This window comes from Pigmentiphaga sp. (assembly GCF_019689535.1).
Classification (GTDB): Bacteria; Pseudomonadota; Gammaproteobacteria; order Burkholderiales; family Burkholderiaceae_B; genus Pigmentiphaga.
Window position 1 is genome coordinate 1 of record NZ_JADGHH010000001.1, and the last position, 24,412, is coordinate 24,412.

Consider the following 24,412-nt stretch of genomic DNA (forward strand, 5'->3'; position numbering starts at 1 on the left):
ATTCATTGTTGCGTAGACCCCTGGCGCACCGGGGGCGGGGCCGTTTCCGAGCCAGGTGCGACGCAGCAGTGACGCTTTCCGCCTCGCTTTTCGAGCGTCCTAGGTGAGGGCGCGCCGCAGCTCCGGCGCGCCGGGCAGGTTGGGGGCCGGACTGTCGGTCTCCAGGCTTTCGAGCAGGCGCTGCAGGTGGCCGATGTGGGGCAGCATCGGGCCATAGAAGAGGGTCTGGTGCCCGGTTTGGATCAGCAGGGTGGGGAAGTCTTCGATGTCCTGATCGTCCAGCAGGTCGGGGTGTTCCTCGACGTCCACCCAGAGGAACACGTGATCGGTGAACTGCTCGGACAGTTCCTCGAACTTGGGCTGGTATTCGCGGCAAGTGCCACACCAAGCCGCGCAGAGGCACGCGACCAGCAAGGTTTGCGGATCATCGAGGCGCCGCGCGAGCTCACCGGCGCCGGTGTCGGGAAAGTAGACGGCCATGATGTGAGTGACGTAAGGGTTTTGGTAGCCATTATGCCTGCGCCTTGCGTCATACTTGCAACCGTGACTGAAATCACGGAGATCGAATGGCTTCCTCTTCCGATGAACGCACTGCGGCCAGCGCGGGGTTGCAGGGGGTCGGCCTGGCCTTTGGCCGGGCCGTCGTATCGCAGTTCCGCGGGCCCATGCTGCTTGCGTTGCTGCTGCCTTTCCTGGTCGCCTTGGCCGCGGCGATCGCCCTGATTTGGTTCTTCTGGACACCGCTTACCGAATGGCTGCAAGGCACGCTGTTCGGGATTCCGTTCGTGAGCGATCTGGACGGCGTGCTGGTCGCCGTGGGGATCGCCTCGCTCAAGCTGTGGCTGATTCCCGTCGTGGCCACGCTGATCCTGCTGCCGCTATCGGGCATCCTGGGGCTCGTGGTCGCGGCGGTGCTCATCATGCCGCTGGTGCTGCGCAATCTGGAGAAGAACGACTACCCCGAGCTGGAGCGGCGTGGCCGCAATGCGACGGTCGCGAGCGTCTGGAATGCCGTGTGGGTCACGACGCTGTTCGTGTTCGGCTGGCTGTTCACCATGCCGCTCTGGCTGCTTCCTCCACTGGCCGTGCTGCTGCCCATCGCCTGGTGGGCTTTTGCCTTTACTCGCATGCTCCGGCTCGACGCGATGATCGAGCATGCTTCGCCCGAAGAGCGGCGCCTGCTGCTCGCGCGGCACAATCGGGGATTCTGGGCGTTAGGGCTGATCTGTTCCCTGTTGAACCTCTTGCCTCCCGCCTGGTTCATACTGCCGGTGTTTTCGGCGCTCCTGTTTTCGCATTTTGCACTCGAGGCGCTGCGCCGCCTGCGTAGCGAGACCACGTCATGAACGCATCGCTTGCTTCTCGCCGTATCGGCTTGTTCATCATCGGAGACGAGATTCTTTCCGGGCGCCGCCAAGACCGGCATTTCGCCAAGGTCGTGGAGCTGTTGGGCGCGCGCGGCCTGCGGCTCGCCTGGGCCCAGTTCCTGGGCGACGACCGCGAGGCGCTCACCGACGCGCTGCGTCGCAGTTTTGCCAGTGGCGACATTGTGTTTTCGTGCGGCGGCATTGGCGCCACGCCCGACGATCACACGCGCCAAGCCGCGGCGGCTGCCTTGGGCGTACCGCTGGTATTGCACGAGGAAGCGCGGATTCTGATCACCGAGCGCTGCGCGGAGACGGCCGCCGAGGGCTCGGGCAGCGCCGACATGACGACGCCGGAAAACCAGCGGCGCCTGAAAATGGGCGAGTTTCCGGAAGGCAGCGAGATCGTGCCCAATCCCTACAACAAAATTCCGGGATTTTTCATACGAGACCACACCTTCGTGCCGGGCTTTCCGGTGATGGCCTGGCCGATGATCGAATGGACGCTCGACAACCGTTATGCCGGCTTGCACCATGCGGTGCCGCACGTCGAGCATTCATTCATGGTGTTCGAGCTGCCAGAGTCGCGCATCGCGCCGGTGATGGAGGCCATCGAGCGGCGTTGGCCCGACGTCAAGGCGTTCAGCCTGCCCAGCGTGGGAGGCGACGGGAAGCGCCGCCACATCGAGTTGGGTGTCAAAGGCGAGCCGGCCGCGGCGGCCGAGGCGCTGGCCTGCATGCGCGAAGAGGTGCGCCGGCTCGGCGGCCTGTTCAACGCCGCCGAGTAATCGGGTCTTGCGTGCAGGGCTTAGGCCGCGGCGGCCTTGCGGCTGCGCGCTGCGCGGCCGTCGGCGGCGGCCTTGAACGTGGCATTCGTGGCCGCGTTCAGGTTGGACTCGGCCAGTTCCGCCGCTTGCTTGGCCGCTTTGCTCACCGACTCGTATGCCGACGTGAGCGTGGCGAGCGAGGACTTGACCAGCGCGATGGCGCTTTCCGAGCCGGCCGGCGCGTTCTTGGCCAGCTGGTCGACGGCTTCGGCAAGTTGGCGGTGCTGTTCGGCCAGCTGCGCTTCGCCCAGGCGCGTGAATTCGGTCTGCACGCCAGATACGATGTCATAAACGTGCTTGCCGTAGGCGACCGCCTTCTCGGCGCTCGGTTGGACCAGCGAGGAGACGAAGGCGAACACTTCTTGGCCGTCTTTCAGGCCAAAGGCTTCTTGTGCCTTCAGCGACGCTTCTTCGAACGTGGCCTTGGTAACCTTCAGGTGCAGGTCGACCAGTTTTTCGAAACCTTCGAACGCGGTGTTCTGGGCGGTGAGTAGGGTTTCAAAGGCCGCTTTTTGCGAGGCCAGTGCGCGTTCAGGGGTAGCGAACATAGTTGGGCTCCTTGTGGACTGTCTAGGACGAGGCGACCGGGAAACCAGGGAAGTACGCCCCCAAACAGCCCGATCCGTCAATGCGCATCGATGTCGATTGCTGCATCGCACAAAAACTATTGTAGGTGTACTGTGGGGAAAGTCAAGTTTTTTCCCCTGTGGATTGTTGCGATGCGTCAGGCGCCTTCCCCGCCAGCGGAAGGGGGCCCAAAGGGCTCTGCACATAGCGCGCGTGGGCGGTGTCCCGCTACACTTCGGCGTCCCATACCGAAGGCCGCGCCGTGGGTTCTCCGCTCCTGTCCCGCTTGATCGCACCCTTTTTCGTCATTATCTGGAGCACGGGCTTCGTCGTCGCCCGCTTTGGGCTGCCGTATGCCGAGCCCATGACCTTCCTGGCCGCGCGGTTCGCGGGCGTGCTCGCCGTCATGGTGCCGCTGTCGTTTCTGTTGTCCATCCAGTGGCCAGGGCGTCGAGAAAGCCTGCATGTCGCCGTGGCCGGCGTACTGCTCCAGGCCGGATATCTCGGCGGCGTCTGGACGGCGATCCACCAGGGCATGGGGGCAGGGTTGGCCGCGCTGGTCGTGGGCCTGCAGCCCCTGCTGACGGGCGTGGCCGGCCGCTGGATGGGCGAGGCGCCCAGCATGCGCCAATGGATCGGGCTGGCACTGGGGTTCCTGGGCGTGGCGTTGGTGGTGGAGAACCGCCTCGGTGGCGACGGGCTCACCTGGCGGGCGCTGGCGTTTGCCGTGGGGGCATTGGTCTCCATCACCGCCGGCACGATTTACCAGAGGCGGTTCTGTCCCGGGGTGGACTTGCGCGCCGGCCTGGTGCTGCAGTTTGCCGCATCGCTGGCCGTCGTTGCGCCGGCCGCCTGGGTGTTCGAAACGATGCAGGTCGAGTGGACCTGGTCCTTCGTGGGCGCGTGGGCCTGGTCGGTGTTTGCGCTGTCCATCGGCGCGATCTGCCTGTTGTTCCTGCTGATTCGGCGCGGTGCCGCCACCCGGGTGGCGAGCCTCATGTATCTGACGCCGACCGTGACCGCGCTCATGGCCTGGGCGGCGTTCGACGAGCCACTCACCCTGACCATGCTGGCCGGCATGGCGATCTCGGCGTTCGCTGTGGCGTGGACTCAGGGGAAACGATAGGGAGATTCGTTCTCGCGCGCAGATTGCGATCCCTTACACTCTTTTCACTGTCGCGGGAGTCGTCTCCCGCGGCACCCTTTCACGAGCAGGAGACAAAAATGGGCCTTCAAAAAAATGCAGCGCCCGCGGCGATCGCGGCCGCAGTCCTGGCCGGCGTGGCCGGCCTCGCGCCTGCGCACGCGGCGGAGCAGAACTATCCCACCCGTCCGGTGACGATGATCGTTCCCTTCGCGGCCGGTGGTCCCACCGACGTGGTGGCGCGCTCGCTGGCCGAAGCCATGCGCAAGTCGCTCGGCCAAACGGTGGTGGTCGAGAACGTCGGCGGTGCCGGCGGCACGATCGGCACCGCAAGGGTGGCCAAGGCGCCGAACGACGGCTATACCGTGCTTCTCATGCACATCGGCTTCTCCACTGCGCCGGCGCTCTATCGCAAGCTGAGCTACGACCAGGCCAACGATTTCCAACCGATCGGGCTCACGGTCGACGTGCCCATGACGATAGTCGCGCGCGATAACTTCCCCGCGAATAACATCAAGGAGTTCCTCGACTACGTCAAGGCCAACGCCAGCAAGCTCTCCATGGCCAACGCGGGGATCGGCTCGGCCTCGCACCTGTGCGGCCTGATGTTCATGAGCTCCATCGGCACGGAGTTCCAGACCATCCCTTATAAAGGCACCGCGCCGGCCATGAACGACCTGCTGGGCAAGCAGGTGGACTTCATGTGCGACCAAACTACCAACACCACCGGGCAAATCAAGGCCGGCAAGGTCAAGGCCTATGCCGTGACGAGCACGAGCCGGGTGCCGAGCCTGCCCGACCTGCCCACGCTGGACGAATCCGGCCTGAAGGGGTTCTCGGTCGGCATCTGGCACGGCTTGTGGGCACCCAAGGGGACTTCGCCCGCCGTGGTCGCCAAGCTGCAGAGCGCACTGAAGGCTGGCTTGGACGATCCCGCGTTCCAGAAGCGCATGAGCGAGCTCGGCGCCATCGTCTTGGCTGACAAGGCCACGCCTGCCGCCCTCGACACGCTGGTGAAGTCCGAGACCGCCAAGTGGGGCGCCGTGATCAAGAAGGCGGGTGTCTACGCAGATTGACGCCGAGCACCGCCCAGGCGCGACGCCTCCGGTAGCCCGGCAGCTACCCTGCCAAGGCGTGTTTCGGAGCGTCGCCCATGGGCTCCTGGAAAGCCAAGGCCCGGCCTGTGCCGGGCTTTGCAATATTTGCAGTCGGTTTTTAAGTAGAAGCTTAAAAAAAGCGAGCTAAGTCGTTCATTTAATAGAGATTTCCGCGGAAAAATCTGATAAGCTGCCACCCCTGGGCCGAGTCGTTACCGGAGGAAACATGGCGCGCATCAGGAACCGCATTTTATCGATCTCGCTGCTCTGCGCCCTCACAGCCACGTTTATCCTTCCCGCCGCCGTCCCGGTGGCCCACGCCGCTACCTCGTCCGCGTCGCAAGCCAAGCAGGCCAAGAAGGCGGCATCGGGGAAGGCCCGTTCCTCCAAGAAGCCGGCCAAGGTCGCCAAGTCTTCCAAGACTGCCCCTGCCAAGTCCTCCAAGGTTGCCTCCGCCAAGAAGGCCAAACCGGTCGCGGCGGGGAAAAAGCGCGCTGCCAAGCCGGTTGCGCACAAGGAAGCCGCGGCCGGCATACAGCGCGCTTCGTACGGTCCTGCTTCCTCGCTCGAGCTCGACGACGGCCATCTGGCAGTTCGCTCCAGCGTGGCCTTCGTCCAAGACCTAGCCTCGTCGGACGTGCTGTTTGCCAAGAACGAGAATACCGTGGCGCCCATTGCTTCGATCACCAAGCTGATGACAGCCCTGGTCGTGATCGAGGCGGGGCAACCGCTGGATGAAGAACTCGAGATTACGTCCGAAGATATCGACACCCACAAGTTCACGCATTCGCGCCTGGCGGTCGGCACCCGGCTCTCGCGGGCCGACATGCTGCACCTGGCCTTGATGTCGTCGGAGAATCGGGCGGCCAATGCGCTGGGCCGCCATTATCCCGGCGGCCTGCCGGCCTTCGTGCAAGCCATGAATGCCAAGGCCGCCGCGCTGGGCATGCAAGACACGCGCTACGTCGAACCCACGGGGCTGTCCAGCGAAAACGTCTCGAGCCCGCGCGACCTGGCCGTCCTGGTGCGCGAAGCGGCCCGGCATCCGCTGATCCGGCACTACACGACAGACACTGAATATGTGGTCGAGGTGAAGGGTAGGCCCCAGACCTTCCGCAATACCAACCGCCTGGTGGCACGCCCGGATTGGGATATCAGCGTATCGAAAACCGGTTTCATCAACGAGGCCGGCCGCTGCCTCGTCATGCTGGCGACCATAGGAGGCCGCGACTTGGCCATCGTGCTGCTTGATTCCGTCGGCTCGCTGACCCGCACGGCTGACGCCCAGCGCATTCGCCAGTGGGTGCAGCGCGAAATCGGCGCGATGTAAGCTTCGCGGGGGCGGCTGGCGGCACGGCCAGCCGCGGCCCGGTGCCGCCGGGCGTAGCGGGCGCCGGTCAGGGCTCGTAGCCCAGGGCGTCCGAAATCTGGCTGGCAGTTTCCACCAGCGTATCGATCCAGCTGTCCTGCATGCGGTCCGCCGGCGCGGAAATGGAGAGGCCGGCGATGAGCTTGCCGGTGTCATCGCGTATGCCCGCGGCGATGCAGCGCACGCCCATTTCGAGTTCTTCGTTGTCCCGCGCGTAGCCCTTGGCGCGCACTTCTTCGAGTTCGCGCTCGAGGTCCTCGAGCGTGGTCAGGCTGTTGGCCGTGTGTCCGTGCAGGCCGGTGCGCGCTGCGTATGCGCGCACCTGCAGGGGATCGTCGGCGGACAAGAACAGCTTGCCCGTGGACGTAAGGTGCAGGGGAGCCCGGCCGCCGATGGCGCGCACGACCTGCATGCCGGAGCGTTCGCTGTATGCGCGGTCGATGTAGACGATTTCGTCTCCCTGCCGGACCGACAGGTTGACCGTTTGCCCGGTGAGGCGGTGTAGCGTGCGCATCGGCGTGATGGCTGCGTCGCGGACGTTGAGCCGGCCCTTCACCAGGTGGCCGAGCTCGAGCAGGCGCATGCCCAGGCTATACATGCCGCTTTCCACGCGGTCGACGTAGCGTCCTGCGACCAGGTCGTTCAGGATGCGGTGGGCGGTGGAGGGGTGCAGGCCGGTTGCTTGGGCGAGTTCCTTGAGGCTAACCGGATCGGGGTGCTGGGCGAGGGCATCGAGCAGACGCATGGTGCGTTCGAGCACTTGGATGGCGATCTGCGGCGCGGGAGCCGCGGAGGAAGGCGCTAAAGCCGCCTCCTCGGAAGTCATGGCTCTGGGCATTGTTATTTGAGTCTCTACGCGATGATGCTAGTTTATCCCATATGGTGAAATGTCGTAAACGCGACCTCACCTTGATGGGGTGGGCTTGCCGCGATGCAGCAGCCCATTTTTTGTTCCCGGAGTATACCGCCGCCCGGTCAGGTTTATTGCATCGCACCATTCGTCGGAGCGCGCTGGCCGGCTGCGCGGCTCAGCGTCCAGGCGCCAGCGCGGCAACGCAATCGTTGACTAGGGCGGGGCCGCGGTAGACGAGGCCGGTGTAGAGCTGGACCGCATCGGCGCCGGCCGCGATTTTGTCGGCGGCGTGCCGACCCTCCGTGATGCCGCCTACGCCGATGATGGCAAGGGAGGAGCCTGCGCTGCGCCGCAGCCTCTCGATCACGCGCAGCGACATCTCTCGCACCGGCGGCCCCGACAAGCCGCCCGCTTGGTCGGCATTGCGCAAGCCCCGGACGGCGTCCCGCGAGAGGGTGGTGTTGGTGGCGATCACCCCGTCGATGCCGTATCGCGGCAGCAGTTCGGCAATGGCGTCGATCTGGCTTTCGTCCAGGTCGGGCGCGATCTTGACGGCAAGCGGCACGCGCCGGCCATGCCGCGAGGCGAGTTCGTCGCGCGCTTCGCCGAGCCGGCACAGCAATTGCGACAGTTCGTCTGCCCCTTGGAGGCTGCGGAGATTTTTCGTATTGGGCGACGAGATGTTGATGGTGACGTAGTCGGCGTGCGGATATACGGCCGAGAGTCCGGCCAGGTAGTCATCCGCGGCCTTTTCCATGGGCGTGTCGGCATTCTTGCCAATGTTCAGGCCGAGGATCCCGCCATGGGCCTGGTAACGGCTGCGGCGGACGTTCGCGAGGAAGGCGTCCAGTCCGTCATTGTTGAAGCCCATGCGGTTGATCAGGGCTTCAGCCGGGGACAGGCGGAATAGCCGCGGCAGCGGATTACCGGCCTGCGGCCGGGGCGTGACGGTGCCGATTTCCATGAAGCCGAAGCCCAGGCCAGCAAGCGCGTCAATGTGCGCTCCGTTCTTGTCCAGGCCGGCTGCCAGGCCTACCCCATTGGCTAATTTCAATCCCATGAGCTCGACCGGGCGGCCGGGGGTAGGGGCGCGCCGGGTCAGCCCCAGGTCATGAAGCCGTTGCAGCGCGGTGAGCGTCAGGGCATGGGCGGTTTCGGGCTCAAGGGCGAACAGGGCGGGCCGCAGTAGCGGGTAGGCACGGAAAAACGCGGACATGGGTGGAATCGAGTCAGTTGGGGGAAGACGGCACATCGTTGAGATGGCCGTCCCGGTCGGGAGTCTTTAGGCGGGAAGTGTCGACGAGGGCGACGGAAGCCTTGCCGGGCGGTGGGCCTGCGTAGTCCCGCCATTCGCCGTTGACGAGCATTTCTATGGGGCGGAAATTGACCTTGTAGGCCATTTTCGGGCTTTGTTCTATCCAGTAACCCAGGTAGAGATAAGGGAGCTCCAGCAGCCGGCATTGCTCCAGCTGCCAAAGGATGTTCCAGGTGCCGAGGCTGCCTTTCAGGTCCGGGTCGAAGAAGGTGTAGACCGAGGACAGTCCGTCGGACAGGATGTCCATGATGGAGACCATGCGCAGGCTTCCCTGCGGGTCCCGGAATTCGACCAACCGCGTGTTGACACGGCTTTGCAGCAGGAACTGGGCGTATTGCTCACGGCTGTCCTGATCCATGCCGCCGCCGCGGTGGCGAGTCGACTGATAGCGCTGGTAGAGCGCATAGTGCTCGGCGGAATAGGCGAGCTCGGCGATGAATACCTGGAGATCTGAATGGCGTTTCCAGGTGCGGGCCTGGGTGCGGTTGGGCCGGAAGCGGGTGACTGGTATGCGCACGGGGATGCATGCGCGGCAGCTGTCGCAGTGCGGGCGGTAGGTAAACACGCCGCTGCGGCGGAATCCCAGGCGCACCAGCTCGGAATAGACGTCCGCGTTGATGAGGTGGCTCGGGGTGGCGACTTGCGACCTCGCCATGCGGTCCCCCAGATAACTGCACGGGTAGGGGGCTGTCGCATAGAACTGCAGCGCGGCGAAGGGTAGTTCTCGAAGGTGCGTCATGCGCGTTCAGCCGGAGAGGCCGCGGCGGGAGGGGTATCCAGGTCGACGATTTCGCCGTTCGGAAGCAGCCTGCCGGGTCGCCACGGAAGAGGGGGCAGGCGGACGGATTTTACAATCAGCCGCTCGAACTCTGCGCGTGCAATGACGGTCCCCCCGAGCGAGGCGAGGTGCCGCGTATCCTGCTGGCAATCGATGACGTCGGCCCCGTGGCGCCGCAAGAACCGCACCAGATACGCGAGCGCGATTTTCGAGGCATCGGAAACCCGGGCGAACATCGATTCGCCGTAGAACACCCTGCCCAGCGAGACGCCGTACAGTCCCCCCGCGAGTTTGCCGTCCACCCAGGTTTCCACCGAATGGACCTCGCCCAGTTCATGCCAGGCGCGATAGGCGCGTTGCATGGGCGCAGTGATCCAGGTCGCCGGCCGTTCTTCGCTGCGCGGCGCCGCGCAGGCCAGCAGCACCTCGTCGAACGCGGTGTCCACGCGGACCTCGACCGACGCACGGCGCTCGATCTGCCTGAGCTTCTTGCGCAGGGAGTGGGACGGCGCGAAGCGATCGGTGAATAGCACCATGCGCGGATCCGGGCTCCACCACAGGATGGGTTCGCCCGGCAGGTACCACGGGAAGATCCCGCGCGCGTAGGCGTCCCTGAGTCGCTCGACGGACAGGTCGGCCCCGACCGCCAGCAGTCCTGGAGGATCTTCCAGGGCCTGGTCGAGCGGAGGAAAAGGCGTATCGGGCCCCAGCAGGGCCGGCATGCGGTAGCGAGACGGTGACGGGCTCAAGGGGCGGGCGCAGAAGACGCGTAAACGGGTTCCGGACCGCGCAGCAGCGTATCGCTGTGGACCTGGAACGCCCCGCGCGCGCGATCCGCGAAGAACAGCTTCAGGGCGGTGGAGACCGATCGGAACGCGAGTTCGTCCCAGGGGATCTCCTCTTCATTGAAGAGGCGAGCCTCCAGGCTTTCGGGCCCGGGTTCGAACTGGGGGTCGGTGAGCCGGGCCAGGTAGAAAATGTGGACCTGGTCGACGTGGGGGATGTCCAGTACGGCGAACAGGGGCCCCATTTCGATGCGGGCGCCGGCTTCTTCCTGGGTTTCGCGCGCGGCGCCCTGGGCCGTGGTTTCCCCGAGCTCCATGAACCCGGCCGGGAGGGTCCAATAGCCGTGGCGGGGTTCGATCGCGCGGCGGCAGAGCAGGACCTGCTTCTCCCACACGGGGATGGTGCCGAGCACCATGCGCGGATTCTGGTAGTGGATCGCCCCGCACTGGTCGCAAATGTCTCGTACGCGGTTGTCGTCCTCGGGAATGCGGCGCGTCAGCAGGTTGCCGCACTGGGAACAGTAGCGTTGAGAGCGCGGGGCCGGGAAGTAGGTAATGGCGCGTGGAGAAGCGGTCATGGCGTGTCCAGAGGGCCGAGGCGGCGCAGCGCTCCGGCAATTGCGGGAAATCGTGAGATCTCCTACCTCAAGTATACGTAACCTGTTCGGCGTCGATGCGAGACCTGGGGTATGCCCGCAGGGCCCGGGAGCGGGCCTGCGTCGAGGTTCCCGCGCAGCGCACCGTGCGCATTATAGGAGTTGCTGGGCGCGTGGGTGCCGGCGGCAGGATGAGCCATCGGGAACGTTCGTTGCTGCAATCGCCACTGCTAACAAAAGGAGGCATGATGCGAGCAACTCGTTATTTCCTATGTGCGGCCTTGGTGCTGGCTCCGCCGCTGGCACTGGCCGGCGAACGCTCTTCCGGTGACGCACTCGATGCCGCCAAGCCCACGCAAGGCCGCGGCAAGACGCATGACACGGGGGCGGAGCAAAAAGGCGCGCAAGAGCTCCCGTCCGGGGCGCAGACTGGTGGCATGCGCACCGGCATTCCTGAAGGAGCGGGAAAAGGCGGTAAGGATCCGACCGCGAACAAACCGAGCACGACTGGCCCCGATGAACCAGCCCGTCCCGACAATCGACGCGGCGCGGGCACGCAGGACAGTCGCACGCCAGCCAGTCGTTGACCAGCTCAACCGTCGTGATCAGCGATGATCGCGACGATACAGTTCCCATTCTTCGATCGTCGTCCCATCCGCGAACAAGCACATTCCGGCCTGCCCGGTTGGGGTGTCGACGATGCGCAGCGTGCCGCCTTGCTCGCGACAGTAAACGGACGCCGGATTGGCCATGCCGATCGGTCCTCGTTCGCCGGGCGACGTGCATGCGGCAAGGAGCGTGCATAGGGCAGCGGCGAGCGGTTTCATGAACGTTCTTCCTGGGGGGCTCGGGCAAGGCGCATGGAGTGCGCTTGGAAAAGAAAACGGCCTCGATGCTTGGGCAATCGAGGCCGTTCGAATTTGGTTGCGGGGACAGGATTTGAACCTGTGACCTTCGGGTTATGAGCCCGACGAGCTGCCAGACTGCTCCACCCCGCGTCTGCATGAAGAAATTATATATCGGTCTTCCTGGCAATGCAAACCGCAGCCGTCGAGCGCATCATGCGCGCTCCTGGGATGTGACAGGGTTTGATGGCGGCACCGGCGCGACGCCCATGGGGCGCCCAGTTCGATCGCGCCCCGCAGCGAGCGCGCGCGCCGCGTAGAAGGACAGGTGCGCAGCGGTGTCCTGGAAGTGGCGCGCCGGTGCGGACGCGCCGTGCGCGGCATGGGTGCGCGATTCGCCAGCGTAGCGTTGCAGCGTATCGATGATTTCGCAAGCAGTGGCCTGCGGCTTGCCCATCACATGCAGCGCATCGCGCAAGCACGTGGCTTCCGCAGCGCCGGGCGATCGGCGGAGCAGGGCGCCCGCGCGCATCACTGCCTGGCCGAGCGTCAATGAAGCGATGGCGCCATCGATGGCGGCCGCGTCCCGCTCGCGCGTCATGCCCAAGATCAAGAAGCGCAGCCGGGCGAGGTGGCGGGCCGCCCGTTGTGGCGCATCGATGTGGCGTGCAATGGCGGCAATCTCGGCACGCATCGCGCGCTGTTGAAGTAGGCGGCGATGTCCTCTCGTGATTGGAGTCAAGTACAGGTAGGCGCAATACGTCGCCGCAAAACCCATCAGTATCCATGTCTCGGTGCCCGCTCCGCCGGCCAGGATGCGTGGGCATTGCACCAGTGCCGCGAACAGCATGTTGAACGAGAGGCCGGCGCACGCGGTGCGCCGGTCCGCCTGGATGGCTGCAGCGGCGAAGGTGATCGGGACGAGCCATGCGATCGGCTGCCAGGCTTCGTGGAGTTTGGGCGCGATGCCGATCAGCCAACCCAGGGCGGACGCCGCGGCGATGCCGGCGAGTGGCCACTGGGCAAGTGATGTTTGCCGGTCGCACGCTCCGGCCGCGGCGACAAAGAGGCTGGCGCCCAGCAGGATGAGTTGCGCAGTGTGTTCCCCCCAGGCGATCCATCCGGCTGCAACCAAGGCGCATACCGCCATCGCGCGCAAAGCCGCCTGGCGCACATTCACGCTTGCCGGCCCCAGCGGCGGGGCGAGGGGCGTGGCCGACGGAGTGTCTTGCAATGAGGCCGTCATGGCGCGATGACTCGTCGCGATGGCTGCCAGCGTGCGCTCCAAGTCTTCCAGGCAGGCGTCGCATAGCGGGTCGGCTCCCCGCAATTGCCGCGTTGCGGTGCGCACGACGGCAAGGGGCATGCCGCGCCCTGCCTCGAGGGTCTCCGCCAGGTCGTACAGGCTGGCCTCCAGCTGCTGCAAATCTTCATTGCGTTCGTTGCGCAGCGTCGCAGCTCGATGGTGCAGGGCGGGCGCCAAAGCGATGAGGTCCAGCAGCGCGCTGAGCAGTTCGCGCAAAGGCTTGAGGCGACGTCGAAGAAACAGCGATCCCGCCATGCCATCTTCTGCCGCAGCCTCGAGCTCGGCCAGGGAGGCGGCGAAAGCGCGGTCCGGCGCCGGGGTGTCGTGCTGCGCAGGCATCGCAATCGTGGCGGCCGTGCGAAGCAGTGCTTCGCGCACCAGCGCATCGGCTTTCTCGATCGCGGCGGTGGCGCAGGAAGAAGGATTCCACGCCGTGACCAGGAGCAGCGAAGCAGAGATGGCGATGCCCGTGTCCAGCATGCGCGCCAGCCCAAAAAGGGCGACGGCGGTCGGCGTGCCATCCGTCAGGACAGCCGCCATCGTCGCCATGAGGCCACCCAATGCGGCAGCATGGGCGCGTTGGTCACGCAGTAGGCTACTGGTGCCGCAGCACACGGCGGTCCATGCGGCAAGCGCGGGCAATAGCAGGGCGGGTGCTTCTCGCGTGCTTACAGTCAATGCTATGGCGGCGAGGCCGCCGGCCGCGACGCCGAACAATTGGGCGACCGCACGTTCGATGGCCCGGCCGCGCGTCGGCTGGCCGAGCATCCATACTGCCATGGCGGTCCACCAAGGGTTCGCATAAGGCGCTGCATGGGCGAGCGCCATTGCCGACAGCACGGCGACCGCCAGGCGCAGCGCATAGCTGCGAGGCGAAGGAAAGCGTAATGCAGGGAATAAGCGGAAAAGCTGGCGGTGCATCGATGGCCCATCGAAACTGAGCCTCCTCCAGCTCTGCCGGATCGTGGCGCCCGGCTATGCAGACCCGTCAAGCAGGTCGTGGTGACGATTATAGAGGGTACGGCGTGCAGGCGCGGTGCTTGCCTGCATCCGGTCAGTCGGGGGAGATCACCACGCAATCCCGACCGCGGCGCTTGGCCTCGAGCAGCGCCGCGTCTGCGCGTTCGACGGTCTCGGAATAGTGCTCGCCTGGGCGGTGGGTGCTGACCCCCACGCTGGCGCTGACGGTCCTGGGGTTATCGGGGGCCCATGCGTGACTGCGTATCCGTTGGCAAACGCGATCGACCAGGGCCTGGGCTGCGTCCGGAGATGCATCGGGCAGCACCAGCATGAATTCCTCGCCTCCCCAGCGGCCGCACAAGTCGTTCTCCCGCAGCGAGGATTCGAGAATGCGGCTGACGCCTGCCAGGACGCGATCCCCGGCCGCGTGCCCCAGGGTATCGTTGATTTGCTTGAAGTGATCGATGTCCAGCATCGCTACCGAGAAAGGACGGCCGGAACGTGCCGAGCGTTCGCTTTCCTCTTTCAGCTTTTGCAAGAGGTGCCGGCGGTTGGGCAATCCGGTCAGCACGTCGCGCTTGGACGCATCGCTGAGCGCCGCGTTCAGGTCTTGCATCATCCGTTGGTAATGGTCGGAGATGCGGGCCAGTTTTTCCAGCTTGCGCAACTGTTTGCGAAAACGTTCGTCGAGATCGTTTTCCCGCTCCTTGGCCAGCGCTTGGTAGCGGTCGGAAATGTGCGTGACTCGTTCGAGCCGCGCAGACTGGTCGACATAAGCCTGCCAGAGTTGGCCCAGGGCCTCGTGGAGCGGGTGCCCCTGGTACTCCGGCATGGCGAGCAGACGCTCGATGCGCTGGCAAAGGTCGGTGTCGCGTTTCATGATGGCGGGCGGTTCAATCGTGGGGGATGATGGAAAAAGGGAAGCTGCAGTCTTCCAGGAATTCTTCCGCCAATTCCGCGACGCGCTCGTTGCGTCGGTCGTAGTGCCAATTGACAGCCACTTCGTGTCCGGCCTGGTGCGCTTCTTCCAGGAGGTCAAAGACGTCCATGACCGCCCGGACGCTGCTCGTATTCAAGTAGAGCAAATGCAATTCGAGCGTCAGCGGCTTCCGGGTTTGCGCCAAAAAGCGCTCGACCCAGTCAATGACCTGGTTGAACAGGTCGAACGAGTTTTCCGGATAGGAGTCTCCCGACATGGTCAGGACGCCTGTCTCCCAATCTCCATTGATGGCGGGAGTGGACTGGCTACCAGGGATCGTCAAATTACTCATGCACGTGCTCTTTACTCAAATGACGGCCCGCAGGCTGAAAAAACCCCGTCCGGAACTGGTTTCGCGCAACGAGGCGACGAGCGGCTCGCTGGCCTTGCGGGCAATGTCGATCAGCCCTAACCCGGCGCCAGTGCTGGCGTTGGCGTCGCGGGGCTTGCGCAGCTGTTCCTTGTAGGTTGCCTTGAGCTGCGCTTTGTCGAGCTTGGCCAGTGCGTTGATGCGTTCGACCAGGGCGCGCCCGTCCGCCAGTTCGACCACGTTGCCGGCAGAAACCACGTGGCGGCCGTCTTCTTTGTGGGCGACCACCACCGTGGCGGTGGCTTCATGCTCGGCGTAGCCATGCGAGAGCGCGTAATGGCGGATGTTCTGGGTCATCTCGATATAGGCGCCGAAGACGTCCATGGCCGCGGAGGGCTGGACGTGTTCCGCCTCGAGGTAATTGCGCAAGGCGTTGCCGATCTCCTCGATCAGGCTACGCGAGATCGGCCCGTTGAAGCAAAGCATGATGCGGTCGCGGTTGAACGCCTCGCGCATTGCGAACAAATCGGTCGAATCCATTCGTGACTCCGCGCAAAGGTGGCTACTCAAACTTGAATGACAAAATGGTGATGTCGTCGCGCTGCGGTTGGCTGCCCTGGTAGTCTACCAAGGCTTGGCCGATAGCCCGGGATTGGGCGTCGAGCGGCAGGCCGCCCACTTTCCTGAGCAGATCCATCAGGCGACGGTTGCCGAACGAGAACCCATGTTCCCCGCCCGATTGGTCCAGGAGTCCATCGGTGACGAAGTAGAAGGTGCGTCCGGCCAGCGGCACCGTGGTATTCGCGTATTGGCCCACGCGCCGTTCGCCCAGGGAACGGCGGCCGCCCTTGTATTCCTCCACTTCATCGCCGCGGCTCGCATACAGGGACATGCGCGCGCCGGCGAAATACAGCACCCCCTCCTGGCGATCAACATAGGCGAGTCCCGCATCCATGTTCGTGGCCGGCGCGCGCGGCAGCTCGGCATTCTGGAGCATGGACCGCATCGTGGCGTCCGTGCGCGCCAGGATCTCGGCTGGGTCACGGGGGCCGGCCTCCGAGATGGCATGGTCGATGGCGGCCCGCGCGAGCATGGTCATGAGGGCACCGGGAACCCCGTGGCCGGCGCAATCCACGACCCCCAGCAGGCAGTTCTGCCCATCGGCGCGGAACACGTAAAAATCGCCGCCGACGATGTCGCGCGGTTTCCAAATGACGAAGTGGCGTGATCCCAGCGATTGCACCAGCTGGCGATCGGGCAGGATGGCGCGCTGGATCAGGCTCGCGTAGTCGATGGAGTCATCGATGGTCTTATGGGTGGCGATGATGCGGCGGTTGGCTTCTTCCAGGGCCTGCGTGCGTTCTTGCACCCGCATTTCCAGCTCCGCCGTGTGCGACCGAACTTTTTCCGCCATGATGCCGAAGGCGCGGCTCAGCTCGCCGATCTCGTCGCTTCCCTGTTGCGGCAGCTTGACGTCATAGCGGCCTGCCGCCATGGCCTGGGCGGTTTGCTGCAGCCGGCGCAGCGGCGTCAGCACCAGCCGGTCGACGGCATAGCCGAAGCCCAGGACCAGCAGCGCGATGACTGCCGCGAGGGACGAGACGGCCGGCACCAGCCATTGGGAGCCGATCAGGTTGGCGACGTTCAGCTCCACGGCGGTCAGCACGTACCAACGCAGCTCCGGCAGGTAGGTCAAGGCGACGACGGATTTGGCGCCGTTCTGGCGGCCGAAGAGGGTAACCGTCTCGCCTGGTGCGGTCGCGGCGTCGGAGATGGCCTTTTGGAGTGCCTCCCGCCCCGGTCCAGGGTCGAGCAGGCTCAGGACGGAGCGGCGGGAGGCCTCTTCGGCCGACATGGACTTGAAGGCGATGCGCTCGCGATCCCGATGCGCAACGATGTTGCCCTCGCGGTCGAATATCACCGGCGTCACGCCCGGGCCGTCCCCCTCGAGGAATCGGTCCAGGAAGGTCGTGAGGTCCAGGCCCGTGCCGACCATGCCCAGTTTGCGGTCGCCGTCCCGCACCTGGACGTTGAACCAGACCTTCGTGAGGCCGAGTTTCCAATTGAGATCCACCTGGATGTCGTAAGGGGAGGGATCCTCCATCGTCGAGAAAAACCAGGCGTCTTTGGCCTCTTCGCGCCGCAGCCTATAGTGCGGTGTCTCGAGGGTGGGCTGGCCTGCAGCGTTGTAGTAATACGCCGGGGTGCCGTCGACGACGAAATAGGAATGGTCGGCGAAGTCGCGCAGGTAGCCTTCCGCTTCTTGGAAAAAACGGTGGCGCTTGGCGGGATCGGCCGGATCCCGGAGCCACTCGAGGGTCAGTGTCGAGCCTGCCATGCGCTGGGCGAGGACCAGTTCGCGCATGACCGGCGCGAGCAGTCTCTGCAGGCTGAGCAGGGTATGGTTTCGGGCGTACGCAAGGCCGAAGTGTTCCCTGACCGTATTGATGCCCTGCCAGGCGAGCAGTGCTGCGGGGAGCAATGCGAGGGCGCAGGCCAAAAGCAGTGCCAGCAATGACTTTCCCCTCAGCCCCAGCGCGCTCATGACGAATTTCCCCGGACGATTGCAACGCGACGTTGCCGCAAAAGCCGCGATTGTGCCGGGTACGCACGGCACATGCAACGAAACGTTGCGAGTGGCGGTGCCTGCGCTAAGTTTCCGGTTATACGTCCCGTTACGCCCCGGTGGGTGGACGGGCGGCGCTGAACGGCCTAGAGTCGAAGATCGCGACGTGCGAATGACAGACTCACGCTTACCGGAGACAAGGCTATGACGACGGAGCTTGCAAAAGAGGTCCGGCCGGTCGTACTCGGCGGCGCTGTTCGCTTCACCGCCCGGCTCGAGGGCCGGAAATGCCAGGAGTTCGAGATTTCCGCAGACGTGCTGCGGGAGCACTTCGGCGCTGCCGACTCTTCCCCGGAGGCGTTGCTGGCGGCGTTCCACCGGGGGCGGCAGGAGATTCTGTCGGTAGCCAGCGAGACGGCGCGCCTTCCGACCAGCGGCATCGTGCAGCTCGGAACCGGCGACTTCCGCAACTGATTCCCCTGGACGGCTTCGTTCACGAGGCCTTGGCCGCGGTGCGCCGCTTGGCGGCCGTGGCCAGCCCTATGCCCACCGCGATCAGCAGTGCGCCAGCCAAATGGAAAGCATGGACGCGCTCGCCGAGGAAGATCACCGCGAGCAGCGTGCCGAAAAGCGGCATCAGGTGCGTGAACAAGCTGGCGGTGCCGGGGCCCACCAGTTCCACGCCGCGATTGAAGAAGAAGTTGGCGACGATGCCAGGAAATACGATGACGTAGCCGATCGCCAGGATGCCGGGCAGCCCCGCGGCGATGCGCGCGCCCTGCAGGTATTCGCGCACGTAGAGCGGCAGCAGCATCAGCGCACCCAAGGTGAAGGTGACGGTCAGCAGGCTGAGCGGATGAATGGCCGGGCGCCGCGTCAACAGGGTGGTATAGAGGCCCCAGACGATGACGGCGGCGATGATCCATGCATCGCCCGGGTTCAGCGCCAGCGCCATGACGTCCTGCGGCTGCCCGCGCGTGGCGATGGTGGCCACGCCGGCGAGCGAGGCGACCACGCCCGCGATTTGCAACAGGGTGGTTTTTTGTCCCAGCAGCAGGAAGGAGAGCAACAGCGTAACCATGGGCACCGCTGACTGCATCAGCAAGGCGTTGACGGCCGCGGTGTCCTGCAATCCGATATAGACGAGCGTGTTGAATCCTGCGATGCCGAGCAGCGCGAGTAATAGCAGCAGGGGGAGGTGGCGTTTGATGACGGGCAAGTCGGCCCGCACGTGGTGGCGAAATAGCACGAATAGGATCGCCGTTCCACCCGCCCAGCGCCAGAACGCGAGAGCAATGGGCGGGACGATGCCGTCGACCGCGCGTCCGACGATGAAGTTTCCCGACCAGAGCAGGGCCGTGGCGGTGAGTAGAAAATAAGCAGAGTTCCAGAGTCGGGAAAACAGCATGGGCGAATTCAGGCAATGGCGGAGGTCCGCCGGCTGTCCGGCGCACGGCGGCCGGAAAGTCCTTGGCTCTCCTGGGGATTTTCGAAAGCTTGTGACAACCGCGGCCAGGCGCTACACTAGAACCGCTGCAAGAGCGGCCGCTCTCGCCAACGAGCGGGGCAGCCAATGCCGGCGGCCATCACAAGCCGGTGCCGAGATCGCTCTTGCATCATCACAGGCCGGTTCAGCATAACGTAGAACTCAGCCCGCTCGCCCAGAAGGTCGGTCGAGCCGGCCGTCCAGGCCGCATTGCTCTAAAGAATCAGAACCCGTATTGGGAATCATACGGATTACGCCCGTTTGATCACACGCTCATGAACACCAGCGAGGCAAGACTCGTGCTGGAGACTGCGCTCTTGTGCGCGCAGGAACCGTTGCAGTTGTCGGAATTGCGCAAGCTGTTTGCCGATGAAGTCGGCAACGACACGATCCGTGGCCTCCTGCAAGATATTCGCGAGGCGTGGAGCGATCGGGGCATAGAACTGGTTGCGCTGGCGGGCGGCTGGCGATTCCAGAGCCGTCCGTCGATGCGGCCTTATCTCGAAAGGCTGAATCCGGAGAAGCCGCCCAAGTATTCCCGGGCGGTCATGGAAACGTTGGCCATCGTGGCTTACAGGCAGCCCGTGACGCGGGGCGACATCGAAGAGATCCGTGGCGTGACGGTATCTTCGCAAGTCATCAAGACCCTCGAAGACCGCGGCTGGATCGAGGTCATCGGGCATCGGGATGCGCCTGGCCGGCCGGCGTTGTTTGGCACCACGCGCCAGTTCCTGGACGATTTGGGGCTGAAGGCCTTGGACGAGCTGCCTCCGCTCGAGTCAGCCGAGTCTGTGGCGGCATTGAGTGGCCTGGATGGCTCGGGCGATCTGTCGCTGGCCGTGGACGCCGCTGACCCGGGCGCTGCGGCAGCCGCGAACGAAGAGGCGCAGCCCCAGGACGAAGTCGGGGAGGAACAGGCCGCGGCTTCCGGTTTGCCCGGGCCCGAGGCAGAAATGTCCGCAGCCCCTGCGCATGAGGATGCACCGGGCGCGAACCCGGGGGCTGCAGTCGAGGAAGCCGGCCCTGACAGTACGAACATGCAGTCGCCCGACGCCGAGCCGGCGTCCGGCGCCGAGGACGGTGCGTCCTCCGATACGAAGACAAGCGACGAAGACTATAGATGAACGACACAACGCAAGAAATGCCCGCTGCCGAAAGCGTGGAGGCGCCCGTGGTTCCGCTGGAGACAGGCGCTCCCACGCAGGAAAAGGCGCGGGGGCGGCGGAATTTGCGCACGCCATTCCGCCGCCGCCGGCCCGCCGAAGAGGCGCAGCCCGCAACGGAGGCGGCCCCCACCGCCGAAGGCGATCTTCCCTCCTCGCCAGGCGGGGAAGCCAAGGCTCCCCGCCGCAAATCCCGCAACGGGAAAAAAACCAAGTCGAACCGTGGTGAATTGCCCCCGCAGGGCGTTGCCGAGGCGATGCAGCCGGCGTTGCCCGAGTTGAGTCCGGAAGAGCAGAAGGCAGCGGAAAAGGAAGCCGAGCAGGCGTTGTCCTACCTAGACAAGGCGCCGGACCTGAAGCGCCGCCTGAGCAAGTATCTCGCGAGCGAGGCGGTCATGCCCAAGCTGCACAAGGTGCTGGCCGATGCAGGCATAGGCTCGCGGCGCGAAATGGAAGAGCTGATCATCGCCGGCCGCGTCTCGGTCAACGGCGAGCCCGCGCATATCGGTCAGCGCGTCGGGCCGAACGACCAAGTGCGCGTCAACGGCAAGTTGGTGCAGCGGCGCAATGCCTCGCGGCCTCCGCGTGTGCTGCTGTATCACAAGCCCGCCGGGGAAATCGTCACGCAGGACGACCCGGAAGGCCGCTCGACGGTGTTCTCCCGCCTGCCCAAGATCAAGAACGGCAAGTGGATTTCCGTGGGGCGCCTCGACCTCAATACGGAAGGTTTGCTGATCTTCACCACCTCCGGCGACCTCGCCAACCGCCTGATGCATCCTCGCTACGGATTGGAGCGCGAATACGCGGTCCGCGTGCTGGGCGAGGTGACCGAGGAGCAGCGCAATGCCCTCCTGCAGGGCGTGCAGCTCGACGATGGCGTGGCGTCGTTCGGCTCCATGGAGTATCTGGGCGGCGAAGGCGCCAACCGCTGGTACCGCGTCACGCTCCAGGAGGGGCGCAATCGCGAAGTGCGGCGCATGTTCGAATCGCAGGGCGTGGTCGTGAGCCGCCTGCTGCGCACCCGCTTCGGCGACATTTCCCTTCCGCGCGGCCTGCGCCGCGGGCGATGGGAAGAGCTCGATCCGGCGCTGGTCACCGCCCTGCAGGTGCAGTTGGGGCTGATCCGGGCCGATGACGAAGGCGGTCGGCGCGGCCGCCGGGGCGCCCAGCCTGTTTCCCACGAAGCGGCGCTGCCGCCCGGCTTTGGCACGCTCACCCAGAACGGCATGCATGGCGCGCGCATCGGGCGCAAAGGACGGCTCCAGGGCGGCAAGGCCGGAGTGGTCGCCCTGAACCAAACCTTTCCTTCCGACCCCTTCGGCACGGGCTTGAGCTTCGCCGGCGGGTTGCCCAACGGGCATCCTTATGTCGCGCCGGAGCGCGGGCCCGGCCGCAAGCGCGGCAAGAAGGCTGCCCGCCCGGGGCAGCCGGGCGTCAAGCCGGAGGGCGACGTTTCCGCCAACGGCCGAGCGCAGCGCGGCCGCAAGTCCGGCAACCGGGGCAAGTCGGGCAAGGGTGGGGCACGCGGCGCGGACGAGCGCCAACCCCGCAGCCCGTCGGCCCACGAGTCGCACCTGGGCTTCCTAGGGGGCGTTGCCGGGCGCGCCCGGCGTGGACGCTGAGCGGCATCTATTGGCGAAATGGCGGTGTTGGCTTGAAAAAAAGGCCAATTTAGCTTAACATTTACAGGCTAGACACCGCGTTTAGGGTCCAGTGCACGAATAGCCGCTTTCCAAGCCGGTTTCAGTGATTCCACCTTGCGCGATGGTGGCGGCCTGCAATGCCCTGGCGTTTGTTGGGCGACGGGCCACCAGTGTGTGTATGGCGGGAGGGTTCTCCGGCTGTGGCGGCTTTCGGCATCCGTGCCCAAGGCTGGTCTTCGGTTGAGTCCTCCGACAACAGAACAGGCGAGCGTTCGGTACTTTGCAGCGCAGCTGCGCTCGGTCCGGGCGATGTCGCAAAATGGGCTGGGCCGTGCAGCCCATTTTTTTTTGGTTTTCCGGTTCGCGTCCGTCGGGCCGTCGGCATCTGCCGGACGATGGACTGCGGCGGGTACGCGGCATGCGATGCGTGCCGGTTACGAACGAGGGCGCATAACGAGGCATGGCAGATCTTTTTCAGCTTACCGAACAATCCCTGGCTGGGATGGGGATTGAACTGGTCGACGTGGAACGCGCCGGGCAGGGGCTGCTGCGTGTCACGATAGATAAGGAAGGCGGAGTGCGCATAGAAGATTGCGAGGCGGTGTCTAGGCAACTGTCGCGCGTCTACGAGGTCGAAAACATTGATTACGCGCGGCTGGAAGTCGGCTCGCCCGGCATCGACCGGCCGTTGCGCACCGCCAGGGACTTCATGCGTTTTGCCGGCGAGCGTGCGCAAATCAAGCTGCGCCAGCCGTTCGAGGGCCGCAAGGTCTTCATTGGCACGCTGGTCGGTCCGGAATCCGATCCGGACGGCGACGCAGGTACGGGATCCGAACCGGCGACGTTCGGTATCGAATTCGAAGCAAAGGAAGGGGAGATCCAGGTTTTGCGGTTTACGCTCGACGAGGTCGAGCGCGCCAAGCTGGATCCGGTTCTGAATTTCAGGGGCAAAAAGCGATGAGCCGCGAGATTCTATTGTTGGTGGATGCGCTGGCGCGCGAAAAGAATGTCACGCGCGACGTGGTGTTCGGCGCACTCGAGAGCGCGCTGGCTTCCGCCATGAAGAAGCTCTACAAAGAAGATGTCGATATCCGTGTCGCGATCAACCGCGACACGGGCTCTCACGAGGCGTTTCGCCGGTGGCTCGTCGTGCCTGACGAGGCTGGTCTGCAGATGCCGGACCAGCAGACGCTGCTGTCTGACGCGCGCGACGTGGATCCCGACATCGAAGTGGGGCAATACATTGAAGAGCCGCTCGAACCCATCGAGTTCGGGCGCATTGGCGCGCAGGCCGCCAAGCAGGTCATCCTGCAGAAAATCCGCGATGCCGAGCGGGAGCAACTGCTCAACGATTTCCTGGAGCGCGGCGAGTCCATCGTCTCCGGCACCATCAAGCGCATGGACAAGGGCGACGCCATCATCGAGATCGGCAAGATCGAAGCCCGCTTGCCGCGCTCGGAAATGATCCCGAAGGAAAACCTGCGCGTGGGCGACCGCGTGCGTGCGTACCTGAAGGGCATCGACCGCCAGGCACGCGGGCAGCAGATCATCCTGTCGCGCGCCGCGCCGCAGTTCATTGCGAAGCTGTTCGAAAACGAAGTGCCGGAGATCGAGCAGGGCCTGCTGGAGCTCAAGGGCGCGGCCCGCGATCCGGGCGTGCGCGCCAAGATCGCCGTCGTGGCGCACGACCGCCGCATCGACCCGATCGGCACGTGCGTCGGCATGCGCGGTTCGCGCGTGCAGGCTGTGCGCAACGAGCTCGGAGGCGAACAGGTCGATATCGTGCTATGGTCCGAGGATCCGGCGCAGTTCGTGATCGGCGCGCTGGCTCCGGCCAACGTCCAATCCATCGTGGTCGACGAGGATCGCCACGCGATGGACGTCGTGGTCGACGAGGACAACCTGGCGATTGCAATCGGCCGCAGCGGCCAAAACGTGCGCCTGGCTTCCGAGCTTACCGGCTGGCAGATCAACATCATGACGCCGGAAGAAAGCCAGGCCAAGCAGGAGCAGGAGCACAATGCCCTGCGCGAGACCTTCATGACCAAGCTGGACGTCGACCAAGAAGTGGCCGACATTCTGATCGAGGAAGGTTTCACCGGCCTGGAGGAAATCGCCTACGTGCCGATCCAGGAACTGCTGGAAATCGAAGCGTTCGACGAAGATACGATCAATGAACTGCGCAATCGCGCACGCAACGCACTGTTGACCGAAGCGATCGCGCAGGAAGAGCGGGTCGAGACGGCGCAGGACCTGCTGGGCCTGGAGGGCGTGACGCCGGAGCTGGCCGCCAAGCTGGCGGAAGGGCAGGTGTACACGCGCGACGACCTCGCGGACCTGTCCGTCGACGAGCTGACCGAATTGACAGGCATCGACGCAGAGGCAGCCAAGCAGCTCATCGTACGTGCCCGTGCGCACTGGTTTGAGCAGGCTTGAGCCAACCCATACCGTCGATCAGC

General features: G+C 65.0%; 24 protein-coding genes, 1 tRNA gene and 1 pseudogene. 11 read left to right on the top strand and 15 right to left on the bottom strand.

Annotated elements, in window-relative coordinates; all coding sequences use genetic code 11:
- Positions 1-99: 99 nt before the first annotated feature.
- Positions 100-480, bottom strand: a complete 381-nt coding sequence (locus tag IRZ12_RS00005) for a thioredoxin family protein (protein ID WP_296462612.1) — start codon at positions 478-480, stop codon at positions 100-102.
- Positions 481-566: 86 nt separating this feature from the next.
- Here IRZ12_RS00005 and IRZ12_RS00010 point away from each other — a divergent pair, with 86 nt between their 5' ends.
- Positions 567-1,346 (top strand): EI24 domain-containing protein, encoded by a 780-nt coding sequence (locus IRZ12_RS00010; RefSeq protein WP_296462615.1) that lies wholly within the window; start codon positions 567-569, stop codon positions 1,344-1,346.
- Entirely contained in the window at positions 1,343-2,152 is an 810-nt protein-coding gene (locus IRZ12_RS00015) for a molybdopterin-binding protein (protein WP_296462618.1), read from the top strand. Before IRZ12_RS00010 ends, IRZ12_RS00015 begins: the two co-directional genes overlap by 4 nt.
- A 20-nt stretch (positions 2,153-2,172) precedes the next feature.
- On the opposite strand, the gene IRZ12_RS00020 is transcribed toward IRZ12_RS00015, so the two are convergent.
- Positions 2,173-2,739 (bottom strand): phasin family protein, encoded by a 567-nt coding sequence (locus IRZ12_RS00020; RefSeq protein ID WP_296462621.1) that lies wholly within the window; start codon positions 2,737-2,739, stop codon positions 2,173-2,175.
- Positions 2,740-3,020: 281 nt separating this feature from the next.
- On the opposite strand from IRZ12_RS00020, the gene IRZ12_RS00025 reads away from it, so the two are divergent.
- The 3 genes from IRZ12_RS00025 to pbpG all read left to right on the top strand — a co-directional run bounded on the left by IRZ12_RS00025 (position 3,021) and on the right by pbpG (position 6,329).
- Positions 3,021-3,884, top strand: coding sequence for a DMT family transporter (locus IRZ12_RS00025; RefSeq protein WP_296462624.1), 864 nt, complete (start codon positions 3,021-3,023; stop codon positions 3,882-3,884).
- A gap of 98 nt (positions 3,885-3,982) precedes the next feature.
- The gene (locus IRZ12_RS00030; protein WP_296462629.1) at positions 3,983-4,978 is read left to right on the top strand and encodes a tripartite tricarboxylate transporter substrate binding protein BugD; all 996 of its coding nucleotides are present in this window, start codon (positions 3,983-3,985) and stop codon (positions 4,976-4,978) included.
- Positions 4,979-5,225: 247 nt separating this feature from the next.
- Entirely contained in the window at positions 5,226-6,329 is a 1,104-nt protein-coding gene (gene pbpG, locus IRZ12_RS00035; RefSeq protein ID WP_296462635.1) for a D-alanyl-D-alanine endopeptidase, read from the top strand.
- Positions 6,330-6,396: 67 nt separating this feature from the next.
- Here pbpG and IRZ12_RS00040 read toward each other — a convergent pair whose 3' ends face one another.
- The 5 genes and pseudogenes from IRZ12_RS00040 to IRZ12_RS00060 all read right to left on the bottom strand — a co-directional run bounded on the left by IRZ12_RS00040 (position 6,397) and on the right by IRZ12_RS00060 (position 10,677).
- Positions 6,397-7,194, bottom strand: coding sequence for an IclR family transcriptional regulator (locus tag IRZ12_RS00040; RefSeq protein WP_296462637.1), 798 nt, complete (start codon positions 7,192-7,194; stop codon positions 6,397-6,399).
- A gap of 202 nt (positions 7,195-7,396) precedes the next feature.
- Positions 7,397-8,437, bottom strand: coding sequence for a quinone-dependent dihydroorotate dehydrogenase (locus tag IRZ12_RS00045; RefSeq protein WP_296462640.1), 1,041 nt, complete (start codon positions 8,435-8,437; stop codon positions 7,397-7,399).
- A 127-nt stretch (positions 8,438-8,564) separates the two neighbouring features.
- A pseudogene (locus IRZ12_RS00050) lies at positions 8,565-9,275 on the bottom strand (arginyltransferase); the annotation flags it as partial.
- The gene (gene aat / locus IRZ12_RS00055) at positions 9,272-10,036 is read right to left on the bottom strand and encodes a leucyl/phenylalanyl-tRNA--protein transferase (protein WP_296462646.1); all 765 of its coding nucleotides are present in this window, start codon (positions 10,034-10,036) and stop codon (positions 9,272-9,274) included. The gene aat and the pseudogene IRZ12_RS00050, both read right to left, overlap by 4 nt.
- Positions 10,037-10,059: 23 nt before the next feature.
- Entirely contained in the window at positions 10,060-10,677 is a 618-nt protein-coding gene (locus IRZ12_RS00060) for an NUDIX hydrolase (protein ID WP_296462648.1), read from the bottom strand.
- A gap of 263 nt (positions 10,678-10,940) precedes the next feature.
- Between IRZ12_RS00060 and IRZ12_RS00065 the strand changes: the two genes are divergently transcribed.
- Positions 10,941-11,282, top strand: coding sequence for a hypothetical protein (locus IRZ12_RS00065; RefSeq protein WP_296462651.1), 342 nt, complete (start codon positions 10,941-10,943; stop codon positions 11,280-11,282).
- Between the two features lie 18 nt (positions 11,283-11,300).
- Here IRZ12_RS00065 and IRZ12_RS00070 read toward each other — a convergent pair whose 3' ends face one another.
- The 7 genes from IRZ12_RS00070 to siaA form a co-directional block, all read right to left on the bottom strand.
- Entirely contained in the window at positions 11,301-11,522 is a 222-nt protein-coding gene (locus tag IRZ12_RS00070; RefSeq protein WP_296462655.1) for a DUF333 domain-containing protein, read from the bottom strand.
- 94 nt (positions 11,523-11,616) lie between these two features.
- A tRNA-Met gene (locus IRZ12_RS00075) sits at positions 11,617-11,693 on the bottom strand.
- Between the two features lie 61 nt (positions 11,694-11,754).
- Positions 11,755-13,767: an FUSC family protein gene (locus IRZ12_RS00080; protein WP_296462658.1), complete on the bottom strand. Its 2,013-nt coding sequence runs from the start codon at positions 13,765-13,767 to the stop codon at positions 11,755-11,757.
- A 133-nt stretch (positions 13,768-13,900) separates the two neighbouring features.
- Positions 13,901-14,686 carry a biofilm regulation diguanylate cyclase SiaD gene (gene siaD, locus IRZ12_RS00085; RefSeq protein ID WP_296462661.1) on the bottom strand — a complete coding sequence of 262 codons (786 nt, stop codon included), beginning with the start codon at positions 14,684-14,686 and terminating at the stop codon, positions 13,901-13,903.
- 13 nt (positions 14,687-14,699) lie between these two features.
- Positions 14,700-15,077, bottom strand: a complete 378-nt coding sequence (gene siaC / locus IRZ12_RS00090) for a biofilm regulation phosphoprotein SiaC (RefSeq protein ID WP_296462664.1) — start codon at positions 15,075-15,077, stop codon at positions 14,700-14,702.
- Positions 15,078-15,092: 15 nt separating this feature from the next.
- Positions 15,093-15,635, bottom strand: a complete 543-nt coding sequence (siaB, locus tag IRZ12_RS00095) for a biofilm regulation protein kinase SiaB (protein ID WP_296462668.1) — start codon at positions 15,633-15,635, stop codon at positions 15,093-15,095.
- A 22-nt stretch (positions 15,636-15,657) separates the two neighbouring features.
- Positions 15,658-17,640, bottom strand: a complete 1,983-nt coding sequence (siaA, locus tag IRZ12_RS00100; RefSeq protein ID WP_296462671.1) for a biofilm regulation protein phosphatase SiaA — start codon at positions 17,638-17,640, stop codon at positions 15,658-15,660.
- 225 nt (positions 17,641-17,865) lie between these two features.
- Between siaA and IRZ12_RS00105 the strand changes: the two genes are divergently transcribed.
- On the top strand, positions 17,866-18,135 hold the full coding sequence (locus IRZ12_RS00105; RefSeq protein WP_296462675.1) for a DUF1488 family protein: 270 nt from the start codon (positions 17,866-17,868) through the stop codon (positions 18,133-18,135).
- Positions 18,136-18,154: 19 nt separating this feature from the next.
- On the opposite strand, the gene IRZ12_RS00110 is transcribed toward IRZ12_RS00105, so the two are convergent.
- On the bottom strand, positions 18,155-19,069 hold the full coding sequence (locus IRZ12_RS00110; protein WP_296462678.1) for a DMT family transporter: 915 nt from the start codon (positions 19,067-19,069) through the stop codon (positions 18,155-18,157).
- A 353-nt stretch (positions 19,070-19,422) separates the two neighbouring features.
- Here IRZ12_RS00110 and scpB point away from each other — a divergent pair, with 353 nt between their 5' ends.
- From scpB to nusA, 4 genes are all read left to right on the top strand, one after another.
- Entirely contained in the window at positions 19,423-20,271 is an 849-nt protein-coding gene (gene scpB / locus IRZ12_RS00115; RefSeq protein WP_296462681.1) for an SMC-Scp complex subunit ScpB, read from the top strand.
- Positions 20,268-21,932 (top strand): 23S rRNA pseudouridine(2605) synthase RluB, encoded by a 1,665-nt coding sequence (gene rluB, locus IRZ12_RS00120; RefSeq protein WP_296462685.1) that lies wholly within the window; start codon positions 20,268-20,270, stop codon positions 21,930-21,932. The genes scpB and rluB overlap by 4 nt, the downstream gene beginning before the upstream one ends.
- Before the next feature lie 481 nt (positions 21,933-22,413).
- Positions 22,414-22,914 (top strand): ribosome maturation factor RimP, encoded by a 501-nt coding sequence (rimP, locus tag IRZ12_RS00125; protein ID WP_296462689.1) that lies wholly within the window; start codon positions 22,414-22,416, stop codon positions 22,912-22,914.
- A complete protein-coding gene (gene nusA / locus IRZ12_RS00130; RefSeq protein WP_296462692.1) occupies positions 22,911-24,389 on the top strand; it encodes a transcription termination factor NusA in 1,479 nt (492 codons plus the stop codon). Before rimP ends, nusA begins: the two co-directional genes overlap by 4 nt.
- Positions 24,390-24,412 lie beyond the last annotated feature (23 nt).